General features: G+C 45.7%; 25 protein-coding genes. 18 read left to right on the top strand and 7 right to left on the bottom strand.

What is annotated here, in order from left to right:
* Window positions 1-19 precede the first annotated feature (19 nt).
* A complete protein-coding gene (locus WC052_03695) occupies window positions 20-580 on the top strand; it encodes a hypothetical protein (protein ID MFA7286734.1) in 561 nt (186 codons plus the stop codon).
* A gap of 18 nt (window positions 581-598) precedes the next feature.
* On the opposite strand, the gene WC052_03690 is transcribed toward WC052_03695, so the two are convergent.
* Both WC052_03690 and WC052_03685 read right to left on the bottom strand, forming a co-directional pair.
* Complete coding sequence (locus WC052_03690) at window positions 599-787, bottom strand: hypothetical protein (protein MFA7286733.1); 189 nt, start codon at window positions 785-787, stop codon at window positions 599-601.
* A gap of 5 nt (window positions 788-792) precedes the next feature.
* Window positions 793-1,362, bottom strand: coding sequence for a hypothetical protein (locus WC052_03685; GenBank protein ID MFA7286732.1), 570 nt, complete (start codon window positions 1,360-1,362; stop codon window positions 793-795).
* 540 nt (window positions 1,363-1,902) lie between these two features.
* On the opposite strand from WC052_03685, the gene WC052_03680 reads away from it, so the two are divergent.
* The 4 genes from WC052_03680 to WC052_03665 all read left to right on the top strand — a co-directional run bounded on the left by WC052_03680 (window position 1,903) and on the right by WC052_03665 (window position 5,451).
* Entirely contained in the window at window positions 1,903-2,490 is a 588-nt protein-coding gene (locus WC052_03680) for a hypothetical protein (GenBank protein ID MFA7286731.1), read from the top strand.
* A gap of 1 nt (window position 2,491) precedes the next feature.
* The gene (locus WC052_03675) at window positions 2,492-3,064 is read left to right on the top strand and encodes a hypothetical protein (GenBank protein MFA7286730.1); all 573 of its coding nucleotides are present in this window, start codon (window positions 2,492-2,494) and stop codon (window positions 3,062-3,064) included.
* Between the two features lie 963 nt (window positions 3,065-4,027).
* Window positions 4,028-4,522 (top strand): XRE family transcriptional regulator, encoded by a 495-nt coding sequence (locus WC052_03670; GenBank protein MFA7286729.1) that lies wholly within the window; start codon window positions 4,028-4,030, stop codon window positions 4,520-4,522.
* A gap of 458 nt (window positions 4,523-4,980) precedes the next feature.
* Window positions 4,981-5,451, top strand: a complete 471-nt coding sequence (locus tag WC052_03665; GenBank protein MFA7286728.1) for a hypothetical protein — start codon at window positions 4,981-4,983, stop codon at window positions 5,449-5,451.
* 50 nt (window positions 5,452-5,501) lie between these two features.
* On the opposite strand, the gene WC052_03660 is transcribed toward WC052_03665, so the two are convergent.
* Window positions 5,502-6,332: a hypothetical protein gene (locus tag WC052_03660; GenBank protein ID MFA7286727.1), complete on the bottom strand. Its 831-nt coding sequence runs from the start codon at window positions 6,330-6,332 to the stop codon at window positions 5,502-5,504.
* Window positions 6,333-6,794: 462 nt separating this feature from the next.
* Here WC052_03660 and WC052_03655 point away from each other — a divergent pair, with 462 nt between their 5' ends.
* The 3 genes from WC052_03655 to WC052_03645 all read left to right on the top strand — a co-directional run bounded on the left by WC052_03655 (window position 6,795) and on the right by WC052_03645 (window position 11,073).
* On the top strand, window positions 6,795-7,724 hold the full coding sequence (locus tag WC052_03655) for a DMT family transporter (GenBank protein ID MFA7286726.1): 930 nt from the start codon (window positions 6,795-6,797) through the stop codon (window positions 7,722-7,724).
* Between the two features lie 194 nt (window positions 7,725-7,918).
* Window positions 7,919-8,845 (top strand): hypothetical protein, encoded by a 927-nt coding sequence (locus WC052_03650; GenBank protein ID MFA7286725.1) that lies wholly within the window; start codon window positions 7,919-7,921, stop codon window positions 8,843-8,845.
* 458 nt (window positions 8,846-9,303) lie between these two features.
* On the top strand, window positions 9,304-11,073 hold the full coding sequence (locus WC052_03645; GenBank protein ID MFA7286724.1) for an ABC transporter ATP-binding protein: 1,770 nt from the start codon (window positions 9,304-9,306) through the stop codon (window positions 11,071-11,073).
* Window positions 11,074-11,288: 215 nt separating this feature from the next.
* Here WC052_03645 and WC052_03640 read toward each other — a convergent pair whose 3' ends face one another.
* Together WC052_03640 and WC052_03635 are read right to left on the bottom strand one after the other, a co-directional pair.
* Window positions 11,289-11,546, bottom strand: a complete 258-nt coding sequence (locus WC052_03640) for a hypothetical protein (GenBank protein ID MFA7286723.1) — start codon at window positions 11,544-11,546, stop codon at window positions 11,289-11,291.
* Between the two features lie 89 nt (window positions 11,547-11,635).
* A complete protein-coding gene (locus WC052_03635) occupies window positions 11,636-11,887 on the bottom strand; it encodes a hypothetical protein (GenBank protein MFA7286722.1) in 252 nt (83 codons plus the stop codon).
* Window positions 11,888-12,081: 194 nt separating this feature from the next.
* On the opposite strand from WC052_03635, the gene WC052_03630 reads away from it, so the two are divergent.
* From WC052_03630 to WC052_03610, 5 genes are all read left to right on the top strand, one after another.
* Window positions 12,082-12,690 carry a 2'-5' RNA ligase family protein gene (locus tag WC052_03630; protein MFA7286721.1) on the top strand — a complete coding sequence of 203 codons (609 nt, stop codon included), beginning with the start codon at window positions 12,082-12,084 and terminating at the stop codon, window positions 12,688-12,690.
* A 34-nt stretch (window positions 12,691-12,724) separates the two neighbouring features.
* Window positions 12,725-14,125, top strand: coding sequence for an Nramp family divalent metal transporter (locus tag WC052_03625; protein ID MFA7286720.1), 1,401 nt, complete (start codon window positions 12,725-12,727; stop codon window positions 14,123-14,125).
* A 153-nt stretch (window positions 14,126-14,278) separates the two neighbouring features.
* Window positions 14,279-14,500, top strand: a complete 222-nt coding sequence (locus WC052_03620) for a helix-turn-helix transcriptional regulator (protein ID MFA7286719.1) — start codon at window positions 14,279-14,281, stop codon at window positions 14,498-14,500.
* Between the two features lie 98 nt (window positions 14,501-14,598).
* Complete coding sequence (locus tag WC052_03615; GenBank protein ID MFA7286718.1) at window positions 14,599-14,859, top strand: DUF1653 domain-containing protein; 261 nt, start codon at window positions 14,599-14,601, stop codon at window positions 14,857-14,859.
* A complete protein-coding gene (locus WC052_03610; GenBank protein ID MFA7286717.1) occupies window positions 14,819-15,643 on the top strand; it encodes a DUF817 domain-containing protein in 825 nt (274 codons plus the stop codon). Before WC052_03615 ends, WC052_03610 begins: the two co-directional genes overlap by 41 nt.
* Here WC052_03610 and WC052_03605 read toward each other — a convergent pair.
* A complete protein-coding gene (locus WC052_03605; GenBank protein ID MFA7286716.1) occupies window positions 15,628-16,320 on the bottom strand; it encodes a hypothetical protein in 693 nt (230 codons plus the stop codon). The genes WC052_03610 and WC052_03605 overlap by 16 nt on opposite strands.
* A gap of 266 nt (window positions 16,321-16,586) precedes the next feature.
* Between WC052_03605 and WC052_03600 the strand changes: the two genes are divergently transcribed.
* Window positions 16,587-18,350, top strand: coding sequence for a peptidoglycan-binding protein (locus WC052_03600; protein ID MFA7286715.1), 1,764 nt, complete (start codon window positions 16,587-16,589; stop codon window positions 18,348-18,350).
* Window positions 18,351-18,372: 22 nt separating this feature from the next.
* Here the strand turns inward: WC052_03600 and WC052_03595 are convergent, their stop codons facing one another.
* The gene (locus WC052_03595; protein MFA7286714.1) at window positions 18,373-20,553 is read right to left on the bottom strand and encodes a hypothetical protein; all 2,181 of its coding nucleotides are present in this window, start codon (window positions 20,551-20,553) and stop codon (window positions 18,373-18,375) included.
* A 185-nt stretch (window positions 20,554-20,738) separates the two neighbouring features.
* Here WC052_03595 and WC052_03590 point away from each other — a divergent pair, with 185 nt between their 5' ends.
* The 4 genes from WC052_03590 (at window position 20,739) to WC052_03575 (ending at window position 23,920) form a co-directional block, all read left to right on the top strand.
* Window positions 20,739-20,939 carry a cold shock domain-containing protein gene (locus tag WC052_03590; protein MFA7286713.1) on the top strand — a complete coding sequence of 67 codons (201 nt, stop codon included), beginning with the start codon at window positions 20,739-20,741 and terminating at the stop codon, window positions 20,937-20,939.
* Between the two features lie 151 nt (window positions 20,940-21,090).
* A complete protein-coding gene (locus WC052_03585; GenBank protein MFA7286712.1) occupies window positions 21,091-22,077 on the top strand; it encodes a collagen-like protein in 987 nt (328 codons plus the stop codon).
* 150 nt (window positions 22,078-22,227) lie between these two features.
* Window positions 22,228-23,535 carry a hemolysin family protein gene (locus WC052_03580; GenBank protein MFA7286711.1) on the top strand — a complete coding sequence of 436 codons (1,308 nt, stop codon included), beginning with the start codon at window positions 22,228-22,230 and terminating at the stop codon, window positions 23,533-23,535.
* Window positions 23,536-23,608: 73 nt separating this feature from the next.
* Window positions 23,609-23,920: a DUF1003 domain-containing protein gene (locus WC052_03575; protein MFA7286710.1), complete on the top strand. Its 312-nt coding sequence runs from the start codon at window positions 23,609-23,611 to the stop codon at window positions 23,918-23,920.
* Window positions 23,921-23,923 lie beyond the last annotated feature (3 nt).

The raw sequence follows: 23,923 nt of genomic DNA, 5'->3' as shown, positions 1-23,923 counted from the left end.
CGTTAATTATCTATTAGAAATGAAAAACAACGCTTACATGGAAACAATGGAGCATCGTTTAGAGCGTTTTCAGAATGGTCCTCCGATTGAAATTATTGATACTCTTTTGAATTCTCTGCACAGTTTTTTTAATAACGAAATTCGCCTAACCACTGAGAATGGTAATTTCCAAACCTCCCTATTGTTCATGGGTATCCATGCGGTTGCTTTAACTATTTCTGAAGGGCTGTTTGATAAAAAGGGACCAGACGGATATAAACTTTTTTTGGAAAAGTTTATTGATGGTAATAAACAAGATACTAAGTTCTCTTCTATCTCTGAACTCATTCATGATTGGAGAAATAACCTCGCTCATCAATGGATAGGGTCGATCGGGCATTCAATTGCCTATGATTATAAAATGAATTTTGGGTGGGAGAAGAAAGATGGGATTACTTATATCAATCCAAGAATTTATTGTGAACAGTACTTAGGAGCCTTCGGTTCTGGTGGACGAATTTATGATTACCGAAAGATGCTGACTGCCGCTGAACTGGAGGAAGCGAAACAACGCCTGATCGAGAAGTACATCAAGAACTAGGTACCTTCAGTTTCGCTTTCAATTTTTTGTTTCTTCATTGAGTTGTCGGCTCCTTTGCTTATTTCGCATGTCGATATCCATGAGGAGTTTAAAGAAGTTGAGAAGATTATAGGCTGACTCATACGCTTCAGCATCACTCAGTTCCTTCCCTATCTCCTTTTTATAAATCTTTCTAAATTCTTCAATCGCTTCTTTCGATGGCTCCATAGCTTTTATTTCTTTTGGCTAAAAAATTCTTCGCGCTCTTTGGGTGTCAGGATTATGCGCCCATCCTCCTCGTATTTTGGTTTCAGATCGAGCTTGTCTCCTTTCGCCCAACGCTTTGCAAGATATCTAAGATTTTCAATGAATAGTTCGTTGAGTGCGTTTTGGGTTGGGGTAAAAAATGAATACGAACCTATAACTCTCTTCTGGTATCCCCAGGTGTCTGTTGGGAAATTTTTTTTCGACTTCTGAAATTGTATTGTTACGGTGGCCCCGTTTCTATAGATCGGCATTATGGACAAAATATCCTCCTTTCGGTCGGGGACAAAAAATTCACGCTTTGGGCGTGCAAAATTAGTATCCTTGTATGTCCACGTTTTATCGCGACTCGCCTCTATCGCATCAAGAGCACCTCGGTACTTTTCTCGGTAAACAACAATGTCTACGTCGTTATTTTTGCGAACGAATCTTCCCTCAAGTCCTGCGATTGCAATCCCCCCGAATACCCAGTATTCAATATCGGCCGCTTCAATAGCAGGCAGCACGGTTTCAAAAATTGGTCTCAGGTGTTCGTTCATACTTTCATTTTAGCATGAGGCTTGCGAAACCATATTGCACTAGAAAACGGGCAAATACGCAAAATGGAACACGGCACACACCCTGTCTTCGTGTTCCATTTGTTCCGTTCGCTCCGACCCATCTGCCTCAGTTGCTTCGTAAATAAGCGATCGAAAACGCCCTTGAAAGTTGCTGCTTAAGACACCAAGGGCGCAGTGTTCAACCAAAATCACCTGACCCCCTCGCGGGGTGGGGTGATTTTATTTTGGAGTGGGATTTGAACCCCAAAGGGGGTCGGGGAAAAGTATTTTCCCCGTGGCGGAAGCTGGGAACCGATGGGTTCCCAAGAGGAGCTTGCGACGAGGGTTCTATAGGCGAAGCATCCCACCCCCAACCAACAACATTAACGTTGGTACTGACCCCGTCGGTACCCATCAGTGGTCATTAGCTTCGTGAAACGAAGTACATACTCTCAAATGGACCCGTCTGCCTCCATTTGGATTCCCTTGTCGGTAGACGACAAAACGCCCCGTAAGGGCGTTTTGTGTTAAAATCAGCCTATGAATTTCAAAGTCGTTATTAGTATTATTTCTACGGCATTAGTTTTTGTGGGGTACGGCCCCTATATTTTTGACATCCTGAAAAAGAAAACCACTCCCCATACATTTACGTTTCTTGTCTGGTCTATCGCCAGCTCTATTACCTGGGCGCTTCAGGTGTATGGGGGAGCAGGTGTGGGAGCGTGGATTACTTTTATGGTGGCGGCGACCTGTATATTTATTTTTCTCCTTTGTCTTAAATACGGAGAGAAAAACATTACCGTCTTAGATGTAGTTTTTTTGGTCTTGGCTTTGTTTTCCCTGTTCCTTTGGCTGGTCGTACATCAACCTCTTTTATCCGTTATCCTTATCGTTCTTACCGATGTACTGGGTTTTGGTCCGACCGTACGAAAATCATGGAATAAACCTCACTCAGAAACCTTGTTCACTTGGGAAGTAGCAGCAGGAAGACACGCCTTGGGGATTTTGGCACTTGAGCAGTTCAACATTTATACTTTGCTGTACCCAGTAGCATGGACGGCCGCAAATGTTCTGTTCTTTATATTTATTATCGTCAGGCGCAGGCAGCTAAAAGAAGATATTTTATAGTATGTACTTCAGAAATGGATTAAAAGAAACAGCCATAGATTCACTTTCGAAAGCAGCGAGTTTTTTAGAAAAGACTAAGGATGACCCCTTTTCATGGAAGTGGTATATCATCGCAGTCCATCATAGCCTTTATTGCTTCATGATACTGGCACTCTCTAACAGTGATCAGTCTGGTATTTGGGATGAAAAATATAAAAGTAAGAAAAAACAAATCACGTTTCCTAACGAAGACAAAAAACTAATAGACTTTAAGACAGCATATGCATGGATTCAGGATAAACAAAGAATGGGTGGTTATATTAATGCGAAACCATTTGTTCCTCTTCCTTATCATTCTGATTCAATCATTGAGCATTTAAATTACAGACTGAGGAATCGTTTGATTCACTATGCACCAGTTAGCTGGTCTCTATCTTGGGAATATCTTATCCAAGTGACACTACCATGCTTAGAAGTAGTTGAATTTTTAGCGCTTCAGTGTGGGCGTTTCCCTATGGAAGAAAATGAACGAGAAGAAGTAACCCGGAACTTGGTTGTTTTGAGAGAAACAGCAAAACATTATTTACCAAAGTGAAGCACTGGTGCGATTATATCCGCTCGTTTAAGTCAAAATTAACCTTGCGTATCAGTTCGTTATGAATATTGCTAATTAACAAAGTAAAAGTTTTCCAATCGTCACTATGTGCCCAACCAAGAGTGTCTGTCCCGTCTTGGGACGGACATTTTTGTTTATCCGATACTCTCTTAACGACGATATCAAAGGGCTTTTTCCAATTAACGATCACTGCTTCCTCCCTCAATTCTAAGTTTGCCACCATGGATCTGACAAAATTGCGCTTTTGTTTTATCTCTATTTTGAAGTTCAAATCCCTTGTTACATAAATTGAACAGCATTGACTTTCTCCTTTTTGTGGTCCAAGATGAGCACGCTTTCTGAGTATTAGGTAGGTAGTTCGAGGCCACTAGTGCGCGGACGATCTTTCAAACCTAGTCTCGAAATCTGATCTAAGGAAGGTGAGAAAAGTGAGTCAATATCGGGTTTTCGTACCCTGGAAATTCTTCGGTGATCTGTATCCGTTCAGCGCGGAATTGATCAATGGCAATGCGATGATCATCCGAGCGTGCGGAGCTAAGCCAGATGACGGCAGCATCCTTCGTTCTCGGGACTACCTGCTTTTCGGTAACGGGATGGCAACTCTTCTGTCTCAAACAGTCGAGGAGCGGAACGTCACCGATGGGTACACTGTCCGGCTTTTCGATAGGTGCGTTCGTCCCGGAGTCACCTGTTGGGAAGCTCAGTCCGTGTCCCGTCAGTCCGCACTTCCTGAATCGTGGCGACTCAAAGTCTCCACCACAGAACCCGATCCGGATGATGAAGGGCACATCCGGATGCTCGTCCAGAGCGATGGGAATCCTGGCCAGTACCTCTATCTGGCACGCCCTGCGTAGGATCCATTAGGGATCGTTTTCCTCATGCGGCCAATCCTGGCCTTCACAGTGCGACGATTCTCTCCCTGCCCGTGTAAGGAGAATCGTTATGGGAAGCATGGTCTATGTGTCCGGTGCGTTGAGCGACGTATCGGATAGCATTCGACAAGAGTACCTCGGCTTTTATGAGTCCATTGGGCAACTGATGGAATCACTGGGGCTCGTGGCGTATGTGCCTCACAAGAACACCGATCCTGTGAGACATAGAGACGTCACGCCGCAGCAAGTGGACATGATTGACCGGACGGCAGTTACTATGGCGACCCTCGTTGTTGCTGTGGTGGACAATCCGTCTCTCGGCGTCGGCATCGAAGTCGAGATGGCCTTTCATGCCCACAAGCCCGTGGTGCTTATATGCCACCAAGATCGTATCCGAGAGCGCCGCATCAGTCGGCTCGTTCGCGGCAATCCTGCCGTAGTTCACGAGATCATCTATTCCACAATAGATGACGCGCTCATGCAGCTGGAAACCTTTGTTCGCTCCCACTTGCAACAGCAAGCCGAGAGCGTGCTTCCGTCATCGCTCATGACGGTCAGGTTGTAACCAGAAGGGGACTGGCATTGCAGCAGCAGTGTCGGTCCCCGTTTTTTTCATCCCCCTTTTTTATACGATCGATCTGTCTCATTTGATCAAGCGCTGGTTATCTGTTTCAAATTTCTCTCGCAACGAATGATTCACGTTAAAGTTTTGTGCAGCTGCACAACAAGAGGAGAGAAGGTTTTCCAATCGTCACTATGTGCCCAACCAACAACATTAACGTCGGTACCGACCCGGTTGGTACCTATCAGTGGTCGGTAGGTTCGTGAAACGAAGTACATTAACTCAAATTAAGACCCGTCTGCCTCCGTTTTGTATATACGTCACAATAAATAAAACCCGTCCACATTTTAGCTGTACTATCTAAATAAACATAATAAATAACAAGTTGACCGGCAGAATCTAATAGTATATTGTCCTTTGACCCACAATCCTTTCGAGGAGTGAGGTCTGGAGGACTGTTGATGAGAAGGTTGATGACGGCGGTGTTGGTGGTGGCGATTGCAGTTTACCTCCACAAGAGCTTCTATCCTGACACTCTGGAATCATCTGGGGTGGAACAGAAGTGGGGTCCGATCTCGTACTACGAGAGCCAGACCAAGTCCAAGGTCGAGAAGCTGATAGGGTGTCTCAAGAGGCCGCCCATCAGTATCAGTACAGAGGAGTACCGGCAGGAACTCGATGTCTGTATGGAGGGGACGCGTCTCCACAATATTGGGCTGGTATGTGTCGATGGACAACAGTCCATCGATGAAGATCCCACCAACGGTCAGAAGCTGATGGCTTGGAAAATGTCCACCAGGGATGACGGGAGCGGAGAGCTCGTCTACCTCGGCTGGCTGCAGTTCGTCAGGCCGGACGGATCCGTCGCTCAGACGTACGAGTTTGTCATCTTTACCGATGGTGAGTGGCGGCACGTTTTTTATCCGGCCTAGAGCCGAACCAAACGACCCCGTGTCGATGAAGCGCCTTGTAGGACTTTACATCACACAGGGTCGCTTTCATTTTGACTTACTATAGATTTAACAAGCGCTTTAATTATCTTACTGCGCACATGCTCTGGCATTTCCAATAAATATAGATAAGGACCAAAATCTTCGAGTTCAGTTAACAGAAGTTCTCCACTGTTCTTAACTCTAACCGCATCAACGCGCTGGAGACCAAATGGCATTTTGTTCCATCGCACAAATTTTAGGGCAAAGTTTAAATCGCGTTTTGAAGGTCTGTAAAGTTTATAGTTTTTTCCCTCAAGTCGATTGGGTGTAGAAAAAGCATAAACGAACTTGTTATCTATAAAATAGAAACAGATTTCGTATTCAAAAGATATATAGGGTTGAATAATATAATTCTTCAGCCTCTGTCTTAGTAACTGTGGCCTTGATAATTTTTTGGCACCTATACCATCACACTTATTTTTTGGTTTGATATAGTAGGCAGAAACATCGCCGAGCTTTGTTAGTTCAGATAATCTGTCGATCGAAGGTATAACTGGGTAGCCCTGAGTAAATAAATCCAATAGATAGTCCTTTTCCAAATAGCGCGATTGCGCTAAGTATCCTTTTTCGGCGGATGTCGCTGGTATGTGACCTCTCTTGATGAGTCTACGAATTATATTTGTTTTTTGCGCCTTGTATTCAAAAGTCGGCCAGATGTTACGAACAATAACAGCATCAACTTTTTTTTCCAGCTTTTCTGAGTCAAGCGGATGCGCCAGTGAAACATTAAAATATTTCCGTAACTTCTGACTTAAATATATATCTTCTTCTAGGCTCTCATTGTAGAGGTTTGTTAGAAGCAAGAGGCTTGGTTTACTCATGTGTATATTCTATCACGGAGCTTGCAACCAACCAGCTAAAAGCTAGGGTATTTTTCAAGGAGCGCCGCTCTATTTATACGCATTCAAGCGGTCCAAAGAATGGAGATTACAAACAATAGCAAGCACTTTTGTATTTCGGTTCAAGGTCCCAAAGTCCGGTTCATACGGTCTCTCTCATGGCCGACTCTTCCATTCACACAGTATATATGAGGTGAGTACCAGACCGGCGCAAAAAAGAGGTTTCTGAACAGCCGTGGTCAACCAAGTAAATTCCATCCATATGGACCTGTCTGCCTCCATTTGGATTCTCTAGCCGATAGATAACAGAAACGCCCCGCGAGGGGTTTTTGTGTTAAAGTCATCTTATGAAACAAGTAACTTATCCTGTCGACAATTCGAGGAAAGCCGAATTCATAGCAAAGTTTTTTGATCGCTAACCCTTATCAAATCCGTTTTTGAAGCATGGAGAGCTTACTGTCAAATAATGTAAATCGTGGTAGGGGGGTACTATTTATTTTATTTTCAGCTGTTGGCTTTGGCAGTTACGGTGTATGGTCGCGGCTAGTTGGCGATTCATTTGGAGTATTTTATCAAAGTTGGACGCGCGCCCTATTTATAACAGTAATATTGTTTCCCATTTTATACTTCACGAAACAGATTGTTCCAGTTAGGCGAGAAGATTGGAAGTGGATGAGCATATTTTTAATTGCCGCTTCTCTGACACAGGCTCCCGTATTTTATGCGTTTAATCACATGGATATCGGTAGCGCAACCCTCCTGTTCTTTACAAGCACGCTTATCACTATGTATGTGTTTGGAATTATTTTTTTGGGAGAGACAGTCGGTGCCATTAAAGTCGTTTCCTTTGTGTTGGCCATTATTGGACTCTACGTTACTTTTTCATTTTCAATAATTACCTTCTCATTACTTGCCGCTGCCATGGCCATAGTAAATGGCGTAGCAAGTGGTACAGAGTTGTCTTCTTCAAAAAAACTTACAGGATCATACGCACCACTGTACGTGACGTTTTTGAGTTGGTTCGCGATATTCATTTGTAATGGCACTGTGTCTTTTTTATTGCGAGAGACTCAACATATTCCTTCGTTTAATATCGCCTGGGCGTATCTCCTGACTTTTGCCGTTGCGAGCGTCTTGTCATCTTGGTTGGTCTTTGCAGGATTACAGTATGTCGAGTCAAGTATTGGGGCCCTCGTAGGACTTTTAGAAATCATTTTCAGCATTACATTTGGCATACTTATTTTTCATGAAGGGCTAGCATCTGGAGTACTCATTGGCGGGAGTTTCATTATCACAGCAGCAGCCCTTCCGCATTTGTATGAATTTCGAAAAATGCAACGATGGGTCGTTTTTAGCGTTGATAAGAAAATGTGAATATTTTGATCTTTGAGAAAACAGGTTTTTCGCAAACATACAAGGGAATAATCTGTTGACATTTTTTAATGTTTCCGTTACGTTGCAATGTCTTTTCCTGCGCATTTCTCGGTTGTTCTATAGAGGGAAAGACCCCAACAAGCTCGGGTGAGAGCTACAAACGTCGGGCAAATGAGCCTGACAGGAGTACTGGTATGAACGTTGAAAAAATTCCACACTGGGCACTCTCCGTCACGACGGGGGAGTGGATTGCGTTTGCGAAGAAGGTGGGTGGCGCTGCTGCCTGCGATGTATTCCACGCTGTCTTGCGAGGTGAGCTCACGACCGAGCTCAAGCAAGCCATCTTTTTCGACAAAAATGGTCAGCGCCTTATTCCTCCGGGACTCAAAGCCGCTGTCACCCGGCCGACTGCAATTCACCAGCTTCATCAGCCGGAACTCGACTATGCCGATATTTTGCCGCGATTGGTGGCGGCATTTCTGGGTGTGGAGTCAATGGCGAACAGCCTGTTCGCGCTCGGAACAATCGCCTTCAAGGCCCAGAGCGACGCGCTCTTGGCGAAGATTGCGGCAACACCGAGCATCGCCAACATTCTGAATGGTGTCCATCTGCCAATCGTGATTCCACAGTTCGAGGTAACAGACTACGGCCACGCTTTGCAGCAAGTCTTTTTTCCTGCCGTTGGGCAGAGCTACGAAAGTCAGTTCCCCCGTCGGCACTTCCATCAGCACCTCAGTGCAAAGTTGGCGGGGAACGTATCAATCGTCAATGGAAGCCGTCATGAGCGACTCGTCGAGCGCATGAAGGACGGACCGGTCGTTGGTATTTACTTTCCGAACCCCTTGCAGGGATGGTCGGTCGATGCTCAGCGTGAGCAGATGGGGAATCTCTACTCGGGCCTCCTTCTTGCTGGTGGCATCGACTCGGCAATCGCTCAGGTCATGTACCCCGGTGAACTTTCCCTGGATGCCAATACACCCTATCGTTACATGGCAGCAATTAAGCTGCCTGGCAAGTCCTTGTACTTCAACCCCATGGAAAATTGGCTTACTGTGTCCGAGGATGGGATCACAGGGGCTACTCGGGGGTATTACTCGGGTGGGCTGACTTTTATCGGGTAGTGTGTGGGTTTCGTTCGCTGCCGACATCAGTCGGCAGCGAACGACGAAGGCCCTTTCCGTTATAAGGAGAATGCATTCCGCCGTAACTACGGTGGGTAAATGAGTTCTCTTTCGAATTTCAACTCTGGACGGCGGCATGATTGGAGATCATGCCGCCGTTTCTCTTTAAAAATATTTAGTAGAAGTGACTTCTTGGTAAAGTTTCGTGCGACTGTATAATAAGGGGAGAAAAGGTTTTTTAATCATTTCTACCCCCAACGATGTACATCCTTACTTTTTTGCACGAGATTTCGGTAGGGCACGGCACATGGCCGCTTGCCCCGGTGTAGCTTTCTTGTCCGCCGTAGTTCGCCACGGCGAACGAAGGAGGAAGCGAAGACGGGTCTGCTTTCTCTCGGAGTTTCTAACTGACAGACAACAAAACGCCCCACAAGGGGTGTTTCTGTTATACTAAACATATGAATAAGGAAGTCTACAAATTCATACTCAGAACCTATGGCCGCAATCCCGGTCAGTGGGTTGGTTTTGTTGCAGAAATATTTCACACACTAGTCGTACGGGTATACGTCGTGATTGCAATGGCCCAAGTCACCACCAGTCTTGCCGCTGGAGATACTAATGCGGCAAAACGTTACATCCTCTATTATTTCCTGGCCCATGTTGCTGGATCCCTCGTCGGAACATTCGGCGAACTGTTGTCTCTCCATACTGAAAACAAAGAATATCATCGTCTTGCCATGACTTTTTACGAAAAGCTAATGGGTAAAGACGTCGCTTTTTATCGTGACAATCAAACTGGGTACCTGGCCAGTATCTTCCGTCAACACTTAGATAGTGCTGTGCTTTTGTTGCGCTTTTCTAGAGGTGAAGCATTAGGTACTTTGATATCGCTTATAATACCGCCCATAGTTCTGATTGCCGCTTCTCCTGGTGTGGGTTTGATCGCTACCGCGATTGTAATAATTCAGTTTGTTTATGTACTGTGGTCATCGTCAAAAGCGCAACAATACAGACAGTTGTTTCATGAAATATATCGCAAAGTAACAGGTGAAGTCTCTGATGTCATAACAAATATTATTGCCTTCAAAGCGGGTGGTGTTGAAGATCGAGCGCGTGACAAAATCTCTGATCTTATGACTCAGGAAACGGAGGCCTTTGATCTACGCCGCAGAACAACGACACTGTTGAACTTACCGAGAAGCATCGTCACCGCTTGCGGAATTACAGGGGCAGTGTATTTCATCATCGCTAACGCTTCCGGTGTAAATCCGACTTCTTTGGGATTGATGGTTCTAACGTTAACGTATATGTTCCAAATCGTCAGGAATGTTAATGCGTTGCCTGAGTTAATTACCCAACACGACGACCTTATTACAAAAATGTATCCTACCCTAAAATACTTGGGCACGGACTATGAACAGATACGCGACACGTTGAAGCCTAAGAAACTTGCTATTAAGCAAGGTGAAATTGCTATTGAGGATGTCAGCTTTAGTTACCCGTCGAACTCTCATAAGGGGACTACGATACCAGTTTTTGTAAATCTCACCATTAACATAAAGGGCGGTGAACAAATAGGCGTTGTTGGATTAAGCGGAGCTGGTAAAAGTACCCTCGCTAACTTGCTGCTTCGCTTTGATGAAATAGATGACGGCTCAATAAAAATTGATGGCACTGATATTCGGGACGTAAAGCAAAGTGAGTTGCGAAGGAACATTGCTTATGTACCACAAGAACCCTTACTTTTTCACCGCACTATAGGAGAAAATATTGCTTACTACAACAATCATGAAAGTGATGAAGAAATTATCAGAGCAGCCAAAGCCGCTCATGCGCATGAGTTCATAGAGAAATTACCCGATGGGTACGATACAGTCGTTGGTGAGCGCGGAATTAAATTGAGCGGAGGTCAAAAACAGCGTGTAGCGATTGCTCGGGCTATCCTGAAGAAAGCGCCGATTATGATTTTTGACGAAGCGACAAGCGCACTTGATAGTGAAAGCGAGCAAATTATTCAGCGTGCGTTGCCGGAAATCATTGGGAAACAAACCGCCATCGTTGTCGCACATCGCCTGAGTACAATTGCGGGGCTTCACAGAATTATTGTGATGCACGAAGGAACAGTGGTTGAATCGGGTAGTCACGAGGAGTTACTCGCCATGAAGGGTCGATACTATTCTTTGTGGCAGAAACAAACCTCAGAGTTCGCCACATTGCCAGTAAGCTAAAATTAAATCAGCAATACTGCCCCAACCAAGTAAATTCCACCCATATGGACCCGTCTGCCATTCATTTGGTTCTAAGCCCTAACACCCGTTCATGCAGGTTCTTTTTATTTTCAAAAATCTTTTCAAAAAGAACGAAGACCCGGGCATTGCAGTTGCAGTGCACACGGGTCTCCTTGTTCGTTCGTCCCTCCTCGCCGTCAGGCGAATCGGGAACGTTAGTGTTGTCTGCGAGACGACGGCAGAGCCGCTATTCTGAGACAGATGCCTGCCTCGAACGTCGCCGCAATTGCGAACCAGAGGACGAGCAAACGCTCGTCGAATGTTGCGTTGTCGGTCATCGGGAGCAGGAAACCGATGAAGCTGTCCTGCACGCTTTCGTTCAGAAGAGGGGTCAAGGCTGACGTCCAGAACACCGCCAGCGAGAGTAGTACGAGGCCGAAGGTCATCAGCCCCAGTCGTGCGAATGTTGTCATGTTTCTCCTGTTTGATCTTCTTTTTGTGGAAATTGGTCGCCTCCAGTTTCCATGTTCTGGGCCGTTGCTAGGCGGCCGCCAGTTGTTCTTCAGTTTTGGGGTGGCCTGTACGCGGGACGAGTTGCCAGAAACCAGATGATGACGCTACTGATGATGGCCAGGACGGACGCGGTCGTCATCAGTATCCGGGCACCGTCCGGAAATCCGTCGCTGATGAAAGGGAACAGGAAACCGATGGAGGTCTCCCGCAGCCAACCGTTGAGAGGGCTCAGCGCGAGCCCCCAGAGAAGTCCGAGAAGGAACAGCACTCCGGCCATTCCCATTCCAAAGATTCGTTTCATGATTGTCATTTTTTTCCTTTTCCTCTTTGTTCTTCGACGTCCACATCAATAGCAACGGCAAAAAGCCACTCATGACGACGCCCAAGAAGTTTTTCAAAGAACACGTAAAGATACTACAAAATAGGGGAAAAGTCAATGCTTATTTTGTTCACATCCTTAGCCGGTGCCTTCTCGTTGGTGTTATACTAGTGCATATGTACTACGACGTTGTTGTTTTACCTCCAAAAGAAATTCGTGAGAACGTTGGCCGACAGGTTCGCAACGAGAGTCGAGCTTATACATCTAAGTTCCTAGTTGATAATAGAAAATTAATTCCACATCTTAGCCTTTTTCATATTCGTACTTCGGTTGCAAACATAAAAAAAGTAGAAGCAACGGTAAAAAAATTACTCGACAATTACCAGCCACAAGTTGTTCGGTCTTGCGGAATTATTGTTCACTCCAATAATTCAATTTCTCTTAACCTATCAAAACCTAAAGAACTCAATTTTCTGCATCGCAAGATCGTGGCGCAGTGTAAAGATTTTAGAACGGGTGAGATGCCCTGGACCAGTAAAGGCCGTATGCCTACCAAGCTCGAGGTTTTGTATCGTCAGCGATATGGCACACAACATCTACTTAAGTTCTTTAATCCTCATCTAACACTAGGAATGTTTATTGAAGCGGATGCTGCAAAAATAGTTGCCAGAAAACTCAGTAAACTTCGTTGCACCTTTGTTGCTGATACCATTGCTATTGCTGAAGTGAATCGGCTGCATCAAGTGACAAGAGTAATTAAAATACTTAGAGTGAGTACCGCATGAAGTCACTGGTGATTAATAATTTTAAAGTTTATCAATGGATACTTTCCCGTCATTAGAACAACGCGAATTACCGGAGCCGCCGCATTGGTCGAAAGCCATTGGGGTCGGCATTGTGGTCATGGGGCTTGCCATGGGAACAGGCGAGTTGATTCTTTGGCCGCATTTAGTAACCAAACATGGTTTAGATTTACTGTGGCTTGCGCTCGTTGGCATAAGTTGCCAATACGTTCTTAATAAAGAAGTTGCTCGGCATGCGATTGCGACTGGTGAAGGATTCTTCACAACCTCAGCTCGGTTTTTTCGTTGGTCACCTTACTTTTGGTTGGTAGCCGCAATTCTCTTATATATATGGCCAGGGTGGGCGAGCGCTATTGGAACGACGCTGCTTGAATTATTTGGTTTCGGGAGCCACTATCTTTGGTCATTCGTTGCCCTTGGTTTGGTTCTCGTTTTAACGTTTAGCGGGCACGTGGCGTACCGCATGCTGGAGCGCTCGCTCAAAGTGACCGTGCCCGCCTTCTTTGTCATCCTGGTAGTTATTAGTTTTGTTAATTTAGGATGGGAAGATGTTTTGGCTGTGGCGCGCGGGGTAACCCGTTTTGGTTATATTCCAGATGGTGTTGATTTTAATGTGCTCCTCGGGGCCATTGTTTTTGCCGGTGCCGGTGGCATGCTTAATCTTTGTGTCGGTTTGTGGTACCGCGACAAACAAATCGGTATGGGGAAATACGTGGGACGAATTGTGAATCCCATTACTGGTAGACAGGAAGCCGCCGCAGCTACGGGTTATACATTTGCTTTGACACCAGAAAATCTGCAGCGGTGGCGGGGGTGGATGCGGTATATCAATATTGATCAGGGATTAATATTTTGGCTCCTTGGTTTCATCACGCTCGTGCTACTCAGCGCAAATGCGCATGCCGTGTTAGTGCCGCGTGGTTTAGTACCGGAAGGTTTTGCTGTGGCGGTGGTACAAGCCCATATTTTTGGCGATCAGTGGGGTATTGTTGGTTATAAACTTTTTCTCGTCATGGCGTTCCTAATGCTCTTCTCAGTTATGTGGACGGTGATTGATGCGTTGACGCGCATGGTGAGCGACATTGTCTATACTAATTCTCGCGCCGGCGGCAATCAGCGAGCATTCAGGGTTTTTAGTCGTCTCAGTTTAAGTCAGCTTTATTACGGAGTAATAACCGTGGTTGTGCTGCTCGGGGCTTTACTCCTCCCCATGAAGCAGCCACTCGTGCTCCTTACAATCTCCGGCGTGCTGGGCGGCCTTAGTATGGCTGTATATACGCCAATGCTTCTGTATTTGAACAACACTAAACTAGAGAGGGAAATACGACCAGGAATAATTACAAATATATTGCTGGCGTGCATTTCTGTTTTCTTTATCTTCTTTGCCTATAAGGTAATTGAACAGGTCGCGCGCTGATTTCTGGCAACGATTCCGTACTATCAATTGATACAATTGCATTCGCTTGGGTATTTAATATGCCGTGTTAATCTTGACACTTTGGTGTATGTATGAAAACTTGGCACCGGACCTTCTGCCCATGGGAAGGTACTATGTTTCCAGGAGAGTTCCATGAACGCCAATGGTTTTCAGCTCACCGATCATGAAAAGAAGGTGCTGGGGCTGGTTTCGGATGGCCTCAAGAATGCGGAGATTGCCAGGGACCTGAAGGTCTCGGCCGAGACCATCAAGTCAGAGCTCAAGCGGATTTTCCGCAAGATCGGCGTCAAGAACCGCACGCAGGCGGCCGTGCTTTGCGTCAGGGAAGGTCTCATCAAACCTTCCAGAAGCTGAGACTACTCAGCCAGGATCACGAGAGAGGCGGGGAAGTTGGCAACGCCGACCGACCCGCCTTTCGTCCTTTTTACATTTTGATGAGCTATACTTTGGATATGCCTCACGACCTAGAAGTTACTCCAGGAATGTATCAGCACTATAAAGGGGGAACATACCGTGTTCTTTTTGTTGCCACTGAATCGACCAACGCACGAGAGGGGAACAAGGCAGTCGTATACATCTCTCTAAAAGATGGACTTGTTTACTATCGCGATTTGAAGGAATTTACTGAACTTGTCGAGTGGCCTGACGGGGGCAGAAAACCTCGGTTCATTGGTGCCTACACATCTTTTAAAAATCCAGTTCGAAAACAGTAAATACGTGTTTATTCGTGAAGCAATAATTTTTGGTTTAAAGCAAGCCCGAGCTTGCGTGTTCGCTGGTTCTTTTTTTGCGTTGCTTTTTGTTTCAACGGTTATACCGCTTGGCCCGCTGCCTCGGTATGACTTCATTTTTCTTGGCGCTGTAGTAATTCAAGCAGTCCTCATTTGGACAAAATTAGAAACCACAGACGAAGCAAAAACGATTGCCCTGTTCCATGTGGTCGGTTTTGTTCTGGAAGTCTTTAAGACTCGACCAGAAATTGGTTCGTGGACGTACCCTGAATTTGGTTACTTGAAAATTTTTAGCGTGCCACTCTACAGCGGCTTTATGTACGCCGCTGTTGGCAGCTACATTAGCCAAGCCTGGAAACTTTTCCACCTGCGCCTAACGGGGAGTCCTGGGCAAGCAATTACTGTCCCACTCGCCGCAGCGATTTATCTTAATTTTTTCACGCATCACTACGTTTACGATTTTCGTTGGCTGTTGGCACTCCTTGTGCTCGTAGTATTTTATCGCACAAAGGTTTACTTTACGGTGACGAAAAAAGAGTTTTCAATGCCGCTACCACTCTCTTTCGTACTCATTGGCTTCTTTATTTGGATAGCTGAAAATGTAGCAACGTTTTTTGGTGCGTGGCAGTACCCAGACCAAGCGGTTACCTGGACGCTTGTGCACCCTGGCAAAGTGAGTTCATGGTCACTCCTCGTTATCATCAGCTTTATTATCGTAGCGAACCTGAAGGAGTATAAAATGAAGTACCGTCAGCTGGTTACTTGAAAGTGTTTTATGGTAAAAAAAGTTAGAAGCAGACTTGTTGAAACTAGGAATGCCGCGAGGGTATAAACAAGCAACGTATTTTGGTAGGGCACTATAAAAAAAGCAATAATTGCCGCCAGAAGCAAAACAAATTTTCCAAGTGCAAGGTAAACAGATTTTTTTCTAATTTGGGATGATGCATTTTTCCCCATAATGTAAAAAGTAACCGATATGGCAATTGCTCCAGGTACGGTACTAATTCCCAATAAATAAATAAGTTGGTTTTCTTCAGTTGGTATCCACATATAAAAAGGTGCGGTGGTGGCAAGCGCCATAGGATGGAAATACATTACACGACCAAGGGCGTAAATTAGTGCAATAAGCAATTCAAGTATTGAGAAAAAAAATGCAGCAGCCCTTTTTTGCCTAAGCAGTAGGGGTACCTGCACGATAAATGCCGTTGAAAAAATTAATAGAAAGTAACCCACTATATCCAAAGCATTTTTCCCATAGGGGTCATCAACCAGGTAGACGAGTGTCCACGCAACCCAGGCGCAGCCAAAAAATTCGTAAAAAAGTATAAAAAGTTTATTCGCGGTTGCTTTTTCGTTATTTTGAAAAGAACTTCGTAAACGAATAACAATTGCCGTCGATAATAAAACATTTATGACGGCGGCAATTAAGAAAATTGGTATCATATATAATAGCAAAAAGTATAACAAAAAATTTTGAATACATCTATTTATCTCAGCAACGCTTCAAATAAGTGGTGAAGACAATACGCGAAGGGCGGGGAGGTTGGCGATGCTGACCCATTCGCCGCTGTCTTTATACATTTCAAATTTACAGAAACCGCATTATGAAATAACGAAAGTCTTTCATTGTGTAGTATACTAAAAAAAGTATTGTAGTTTAAGAAAAAGTTCTGAATATTTTACGTTTTCAAAAAATACATTCGTATCGCGTGGCACTCATCATAGTGTCGGTCTTTACTTTGTTCACCACTGTTTCAGGACCTACCGTTGCAGCGGAAACGCTATTCCCCGAAGGCTCACTGTGGCAGGTAGCGGGCGATAGTCGTGTGTACGTAATTTCAAAACAACGGAAACGTCACATTCCAAATGAAGCCATCTTTAATTCCTACGGTTTTCGTTTTGCCGACGTTCGTTTACTTGACCGTGCGGCGTTTGATGCTCTACCGCAGACGCGCGTCATAAAATTAGCGAACAGTCCGGCCGTTTTTTCTATTACAAGCGGGCAACGTATTGCAATTACTTCTGCCGCGGATTTTTTAGCGCAGGGGTTTGCGTGGGACGAAATAGCAATTCTAAACCAATTAGAGTTAACCTGGTACGACGCTCCCGGCAGCCAAACACCACCACCCCAAAGCGTGCATCCGCTTCTCGACAAGGTGAGTGAAGCTCGCGCACTCCTCCACGCTGCTGCGCCGGTGTACTTGCAAGAAAAGCAAGCAGGAATAGCTCGCACACTTACTGCTGGTGTTAGCGGCAGCGACGTTGAGGCGGTGCAGCGGATTTTGCAAACCTTAGGGTATTTCCCAAAAACAATTACGCCGAATGGGATTTTTGGTCCAGCTACCGAAGCAGCTGTTCTGGCATTTCAAAAAGCAGTTGCAATAGAACAAGTTGGTACCGTGGGCCCCAAAACGTTAGCTGCACTCGAGCAGCGTGGTTTGCCTGTTGTCGGTTCAGGTTCACTTGTGCGTCAGTGGACGGATACCGTACCGGCTGATAGAGAGGTATTACTCGCCGCGTGGCACGAACAAAACAACGAGATGCGACTTGTGCAGGTTGTGCTCACCACCGAACGTGTGGCTAGTGGCGGCAGTATACGGACTGTTCCGAAGGCGGTATCGCGCACGCCAGGGTTTAATGTGCGCTACGACAGTGGTAATGGGGTAAATGTGCAGTACACGGTAACCTCGCCAACAGGGTACAAAGTGCTCGCCAATCGATTCCCGATTTTTGATGCTCCACCCGGGTCATTAGGTACATTTCCACCAACAGAAGAAGTCTACGTGCCATTTAATACTGCTTTCTTAGACCCCGTGATTGTCGCGTCTGGCCGCAGCTACCTTGATAGTGTCGTTACTCAGGCGACTACAGAACTGCGGCAACTTGGCGTTCGTTCACGCTCGCATAATGGTTTGGTGGCTGATTTTGCTGACCCTAATTTGCTAAAAGCTATTGCGCTCATAGAACACATGGATACAACAGAATTTGTGAACGCTAGTAATAAGGATGCGGTGGTTAATAAAGTTTTCGCTATTCTTGCAACGAACCGCGAAGATAGTTACCAATTTTCAGGCTCGTCGGCCGGAGCATTCGGACTAGCGCAATTTATCAGCAGTACGTATAGCGGCATTACTCGATTGTATCCTTCGGCAAAGCTCATTCCAGATTTTCGCTCTGGTATGGTTAATCATGTGAATGGGTTTAAGGCCATGGCGCTGTATCACGATGCAAATGCGGCGTCACTTGAAAGCTCGGTGCAGCAGTACATAACCAGTAATCCAGAATTGTTCAATGTCGTTGTGGCCGAAGCCTTAGCAGCGGCATATAACGGCGGCCCGGGTAGAATTCGCTTGGCCATTTCTCGTTTCGGTAATGCTTGGCAGACAACAGTTAACAGCACCTATGGCTTACGAACAGAGACACGTTCGTATATACAAAAGTTTCGAGCAGTCCAGCAGTGGTTGGTGTCGTAATGACGTTTTGGTTGAATTTTTATTATTGAATCAAAGCGCCTTTCGGTAAGCCATCAAGCTCCGTTTGCGGGATAACCGTTATTTTTTTACTGCTGTAGCCACGTCGGGCGAATGCCGTACTGGTTAAGGGCCGCAGCGTTCCTGTTACGACAACGTAGACAGTCGACAATGTTTCGCTTTTGACGAGCGTTCCATCGCGCGCCGCCACGGGTATACCACTTTGCCAGCCACTCGCCACTTCAATACTAAACGTATAATCGGGTGTCATGCCACGCTGCTTTGCAATAAATGGATAGATGCGTCGCTTCGTGCCTTTGCTAAATAGATAGAATTCCTGTGTTTCAGCAACGCTAAAGTAGGTATTTTCTTTTGGTGTGGCAAAACTTTCTTTAGGGTAAACAGCCACCTCGTTGTCGGGAATTGTTGCGACATTTTTGAAGTTGTAACCCAGATTCTTGAACAGTTCGGCCGTGAGCGGTCGCAGTTGACCACTCATCACAACGTAGACGCTTGCCGAGAGGTTACTTTTTATCAGTGTGCCGTCTTTTGGGGTTAGGGCGATGCCGTCTGGCCAATTGCTAACGATACTTGCTTCGAAAGCGTAGTCAGGTTTAATGGCTCGTTGCTTGGCCACGAATGCCGAGATAGGATGCTTGGCCCCACCTTTGAATACGTACATTTCTTTTGATTCTTTACTAGTGAAGTACGTGCCGTCACGAGGTGTGGGCGACGCACCTACTGGAATTTCAGCGAGCGCAACATCGTTCACTGTAGCAATAGTTTTTGTGTTGAAGCCAAGGTTCTTGAATAGGTCAGCAGTCAGTGGTAGTCGTTGTGCTTCACTCATAAGATAGACACTCGTACTGGCCGCGCTTTTGATAAGCGTACCTTTTAAGGGAAAGACATGCCCCTGTTTTGCGTATAAGGAAATCTCTGCGTCAGGAATTTTTTGTACCAGATTACCAGCATTGTGTTGCTGTAAGGTGAACGGGGTGAATAATTTCAAAACACTCTGGTCGACGAGGTAGATGGCAGGGTTGGTTTCTCCTCGTACCACCGTGCCATTACTTGGCGTCAGCTGAGGGCCGGTGGTAAAGAGGCTCGCTTCTGCTGGAGAAATAGACAAACTTTTGGTTGGATCAAGTTTTCGCTGCTGCAATACAAACGTGGTGGCGGGATGCATGACGTTTGCAATGAAGACAAAGAACGTACCGTTTGCAGTAACGACAGTGTTGTCATTGGGGCCATAGGTCGGGCCAAGTGGGTAATTCGTAAGTTCGATTGGCGAGACAGTTAGTGCCGTTGCTTGGTTTATAGTACGTGCGGCGGCTACGAAACCTGGCACGTGTTGTCGAGATCCGTCTTGAATAATAAAGACGACATTGTCGTGTAGTGTTTTAATGAGCGTTCCATTCGGATATTTGAACCAGCCAGTAAAGAATTTCCAGAAGTTATAGTTTCCATTAAAGACATGGGGTGTATAGCGATAGAGTGCGGCTGTTGCTCGATTGCCAAGCGTAACGCTTTGCGAGGTTTGCACGTTTGCATAGTCTCCCACAGTATTTGTTAGAACAATGCTATCACCAACTTTTGTCGTTGCACCGTTGATGGTTGGCCCACGTCCGCCTGGTGTCGTAAATGATTTCACAAGTGATTTTGGTGCGCCCAAGTATCGATTTCCTTCGGTATCAATATTGCCAAATAGCTGGTAGTAAAAGCCGGGAAAAAGATTGCCGCATCCAGTAGCAATCGGACAATCAAATCCTAATGCTCGATTTAATACGAGCGGTAATCGGTCAGGTGAGATTTTATTGGCGATGAGTCCTTGCTCTTTTTGCAGGGTAACTAAGATGATCTGCGGATTTAAACCACTGGCTCGGGCAGCATCCCAAATAAGTTCAGCGGCCGTTCTCAGGCGTCCGATGTTTGGCTGCGGATCATCCAATGCTTGCTTAACCGTCGTGTCGTTTGGTTCATTTAATTTTATCAAAAAATCTATTTGGGTGTTGGCAAGAACGCTTCCTTTTGATTCTAAGAAGTGTTGGATGCCTTCTGGTCCGCCGAAGGTAGACGTATCAGTAAACGCAGCGTCTGGTATAAGAATATTCGCACTGAATTCAGGATACACTTCCTGAGCCAACGCCGGTTGCAGTTGGAGTAAAAAAATACAAGCGACAAGCAGAGAAGAAATTATTTTTTTCATACGTATTGGTGCTTTCACAAGTATACTACAACGCCATGGACTCGTACGCTTTGCCACGGAGCCATGGTGGACAATATGTGTAATTTGAACTATCATTGTCTTACAAATTGGGTTCCATATGGATATCCGTCGAATTTCCAGGGGAATTTTAAATTTGTATATTGTTCAATTTAATTTTGTTTTCTATGAATGGAAAAATTAAGAGCTTAAACACTGAAAAGGGTTTTGGTTTCATTACGCCAGAAGGTTCCGACAAAGATGTTTTCTTCCACAAGTCCGCTTTGGTAGAAGGCACTTTCGAAGACCTCCAAATTGGCATGGACGTTACGTTTGAGACCGAAGAGTCCGACAAGGGCCCTCGTGCAAAGAACGTTCGCCGAGCCTAACTTTTACTAGGTTAAAAAATCACCCCGACTTGACGTCGGGGTGATTTTTTATTTGTTTAAAATTCATTAAATACGTTGACAAAGTCACCATTTTACTCTAAGAATAGTTGTCGGTAATTTCCTGTCGAACAAAAACAAAGGAGGAATTCCCATGCGGAATCCGTTCATAGCTCTGTTCTTTTCGTGCGCGCTGGCCTTTTCGGCACAAGCGGCTGACGGCATCGTGGTGAAGCAAGCTGCCATCAAAGGTGGTCAGCTCATCATCAAGGGCAGTGGTGCCACGCCTGGTTTCCCGGTCATGCTCGACGGCATCCCTTCGGGGGAAGCGGGCGGCCATGGCATTTTCACCGCGACCGCGACCTTCATGCCGGCGGACTGCGTTGTCGATGTGAGCGACGGCGTTTCGTCTGTGAACGCCGTCATTCGCTACTGCGGCATTCAGGGTCCGCAGGGTCTGCCTGGTGTCGTTGGATCCCAGGGACTCCAAGGCGCACCTGGCCCTCAAGGCGAGGTGGGGTGCGGCACACTCGTCTGCGATGATGTCGAAGTATTGATTGCGGAGGTTACTAGCTGCACCGCGCAGTGCAGCAGTGTCACCACAACGACAACAACGACTACCACCACGACGACGACAACAACGACACTCGCCGAATCGGTGGTGCCCATCATCACCCTTTCGGCGGCGAGCCCAGTCGGTGCCTCTACACCAGCCGTTGGACAGACGGTCGCCATCTTCAATGTGAAGGCGCAAGGTGGTCGAAATCTCACCTTGCATTCTTTGACACTGACGCGGACTGGCAATGTCGGCGCGCAAGTGCCGGTAAATGCCTCGCCGGTGATCTACGTCGGCGCCAGTTCCATCGGCACGGGTGATAACTGGAGCGGCACCATGGGTGGATCAACCAGTCTGGTAACGTTTGACCCGCCCTTCACTGTTACTGCTGGCAACACCGTTTCTTTGGGTGTCAAAGTCGACACCAGCGGTGCGACTGCCATGAGTACCTTCGGCGTGACAATCGATGGTACGCAAGGCGCTACGGGCGGGCTCTCTTGGTCGTACGTACCACCCGGAGGGTCGGAGGTGATGAGTACGGTGTCGGATAGCTATCCGGTCATCGGCGGGACGCTCGTCTACTGACGGGTACATCGGGTTTCTTGACGGGGCGGGTTTTGTTCAGTAACACTGAATGAGACTCGCCCCGCCCCCGTTTCAGCAAGATTCAAACAGTATATCCGTGACGTTCAATTTTCCTCAAAACGGGCTATAGTAAAGGATGTTGCAGCACATATGGATAAAATCTTTTGGGAAATTTCAATAGTTTTTTTACTGACGTTACTGAACGGTTTTTTCTCGATGAGCGAAATTGCGCTCATTTCTGTTCGAAAAACACGCATTGCTAGTTTAGCGAAGCAGGGGAATCAACGAGCGAAAATTGTCCAAGAGCTTCATAAGAATCCCGAAAGCTTGTTTGCCACGATTCAGGTTGGTATTTCTGTTATCACCATTTTTGCTTCCGCCTTTGCCGGCGCTAGTATTGCAGAACGATTTTCAGGCGTACTAGAAAATGTAAGTTATTTATTCATTTCGAATAATGCTTATGCCATCAGTTTCGTAGTTGTTGTGGCGGTATTGTCCTACGTTAGTGTGGTCTTGGGTGAGCTTGTGCCAAAGTCACTTGGGTTACGGTACGCCGAGAAATTTAGCTTGCTGGCGGCCTATCCAATTTGGTGGGAATCAAAAATTTCTTTTTGGCCCATAAAGTTACTCAGCAGTTCTGCAAATTTCATTTTGAAATTTTTTAAAGATTCAACCAGCTTTTTAGAGTCGCGACTTTCCAAGGAAGAAATTAGGGCAGTTCTAATAGAAGGTCGTAATGCGGGCACTATTAAGGCGCACGAACACGGTCTTCTAGAAAATATTTTTGATTTCTCTAATTTAACCGTAGAGAAAATAATGGTACCTCGGACGCAGATGGTTGCCTTTGATATTAATGAGCCAGCGCGAAGCGTGGTCCATAAAGCGATTGAATCTGGGTACTCCCGCATACCTATATACCAAGGCAACCTCAATACTATTGTTGGTGTTTTGTACACAAAAAAATTATTGGGGAAGTTTGATAACGTGGATAAGAATTTTGATATCCATGATTATTTGTTGCCGCCTTACTTTGTGCCTACGGCTATGAAAATTAGCGAAGTACTACAACGGCTGCAAAGAAAAAAGGTGCAAGTGGCATTAGTAACGAATGAACGTGGTGAAGTGGAGGGGCTTGTTACCCTGGAAGATATATTAGAAGAAATAGTGGGGGACATTACCGACGAAACCGATGAAGTAAGTCAAGCCATTGAGCAGGTTGGCGATACGCATAAGGTTGCGGGTGATGTATCAGTGGTTGATTTTAATAAGCATTTCCATTCTGCATTGCCTGAAGATAAAGATTTTAATACCGTTTCTGGTTTCATTTTGGATAGGCTAGAGCGTTTTCCCAAAGCGGGGGACGAAGTTCTGCACGAGGATATGGTTTTTACTGTTCAGGAGATTACTTTGCGTACTATAAAAAAAGTAATTGTGAAGCATAAAAATGAAGCGCAATAAGCATTATGAGTTGAACGATTGTGGTTTGGTTTCAACTGATTGTCGAAACAATATAAACTAGTTCAATATTTCTATGTCAAAAAATCACTTGTCGTTTCTGTATGGGTTGTTTGGTGAAAATGAAACGCCAAAAAGAAAGATGATACTCCGGAGCATTAAGGCGAAAGCTGACGCCAAGAGAATACTGTCAGACAAGATTGCCGATTGGATGACCTCGCACTTTGGCAGTATGAGTTTTCTTCTTGTTAATTCCGGCCTATTTATTGCCTGGGTACTCATCAATACAAATCGCATTGCGTGGATTCCAGTGTTTGATCCATTTCCATTCAGCTTATTGACCACTATAGTTTCTTTGGAAGCAATTGTACTTGCTATTTTGTGCTGATAT

It is taken from the genome of Patescibacteria group bacterium (assembly GCA_041675205.1).
GTDB lineage: Bacteria > Patescibacteriota > Patescibacteriia > GWA2-46-9 > GWA2-46-9 > JBAYUF01.
The sequence above is the reverse complement of the archived record's forward strand: the minus strand, read 5'-3'. Positions and strand labels throughout refer to the sequence as shown.

Excerpts from the sequence above, each read along its gene's own strand:
- WC052_03615 (MFA7286718.1), top strand. The coding sequence starts at position 14,599 with ATGCCTCACGACCTAGAAGTTACTCCAGGAATGTATCAGCACTATAAA.
- WC052_03630 (MFA7286721.1), top strand. The coding sequence starts at position 12,082 with ATGTACTACGACGTTGTTGTTTTACCTCCAAAAGAAATTCGTGAGAAC.
- WC052_03665 (MFA7286728.1), top strand. The coding sequence starts at position 4,981 with ATGAGAAGGTTGATGACGGCGGTGTTGGTGGTGGCGATTGCAGTTTAC.
- WC052_03695 (MFA7286734.1), top strand. The coding sequence starts at position 20 with ATGAAAAACAACGCTTACATGGAAACAATGGAGCATCGTTTAGAGCGT.
- WC052_03575 (MFA7286710.1), top strand. The coding sequence starts at position 23,609 with ATGTCAAAAAATCACTTGTCGTTTCTGTATGGGTTGTTTGGTGAAAAT.
- WC052_03585 (MFA7286712.1), top strand. The coding sequence starts at position 21,091 with ATGCGGAATCCGTTCATAGCTCTGTTCTTTTCGTGCGCGCTGGCCTTT.
- WC052_03675 (MFA7286730.1), top strand. The coding sequence starts at position 2,492 with ATGTACTTCAGAAATGGATTAAAAGAAACAGCCATAGATTCACTTTCG.
- WC052_03625 (MFA7286720.1), top strand. The coding sequence starts at position 12,725 with ATGGATACTTTCCCGTCATTAGAACAACGCGAATTACCGGAGCCGCCG.
- WC052_03620 (MFA7286719.1), top strand. The coding sequence starts at position 14,279 with ATGAACGCCAATGGTTTTCAGCTCACCGATCATGAAAAGAAGGTGCTG.
- WC052_03660 (MFA7286727.1), bottom strand. The coding sequence starts at position 6,332 with ATGAGTAAACCAAGCCTCTTGCTTCTAACAAACCTCTACAATGAGAGC.
- WC052_03655 (MFA7286726.1), top strand. The coding sequence starts at position 6,795 with ATGGAGAGCTTACTGTCAAATAATGTAAATCGTGGTAGGGGGGTACTA.
- WC052_03635 (MFA7286722.1), bottom strand. The coding sequence starts at position 11,887 with ATGAAACGAATCTTTGGAATGGGAATGGCCGGAGTGCTGTTCCTTCTC.
- WC052_03645 (MFA7286724.1), top strand. The coding sequence starts at position 9,304 with ATGAATAAGGAAGTCTACAAATTCATACTCAGAACCTATGGCCGCAAT.
- WC052_03650 (MFA7286725.1), top strand. The coding sequence starts at position 7,919 with ATGAACGTTGAAAAAATTCCACACTGGGCACTCTCCGTCACGACGGGG.
- WC052_03680 (MFA7286731.1), top strand. The coding sequence starts at position 1,903 with ATGAATTTCAAAGTCGTTATTAGTATTATTTCTACGGCATTAGTTTTT.
- WC052_03690 (MFA7286733.1), bottom strand. The coding sequence starts at position 787 with ATGGAGCCATCGAAAGAAGCGATTGAAGAATTTAGAAAGATTTATAAA.
- WC052_03670 (MFA7286729.1), top strand. The coding sequence starts at position 4,028 with ATGGGAAGCATGGTCTATGTGTCCGGTGCGTTGAGCGACGTATCGGAT.
- WC052_03595 (MFA7286714.1), bottom strand. The coding sequence starts at position 20,553 with ATGAAAAAAATAATTTCTTCTCTGCTTGTCGCTTGTATTTTTTTACTC.
- WC052_03605 (MFA7286716.1), bottom strand. The coding sequence starts at position 16,320 with ATGATACCAATTTTCTTAATTGCCGCCGTCATAAATGTTTTATTATCG.
- WC052_03685 (MFA7286732.1), bottom strand. The coding sequence starts at position 1,362 with ATGAACGAACACCTGAGACCAATTTTTGAAACCGTGCTGCCTGCTATT.
- WC052_03640 (MFA7286723.1), bottom strand. The coding sequence starts at position 11,546 with ATGACAACATTCGCACGACTGGGGCTGATGACCTTCGGCCTCGTACTA.
- WC052_03580 (MFA7286711.1), top strand. The coding sequence starts at position 22,228 with ATGGATAAAATCTTTTGGGAAATTTCAATAGTTTTTTTACTGACGTTA.
- WC052_03590 (MFA7286713.1), top strand. The coding sequence starts at position 20,739 with ATGAATGGAAAAATTAAGAGCTTAAACACTGAAAAGGGTTTTGGTTTC.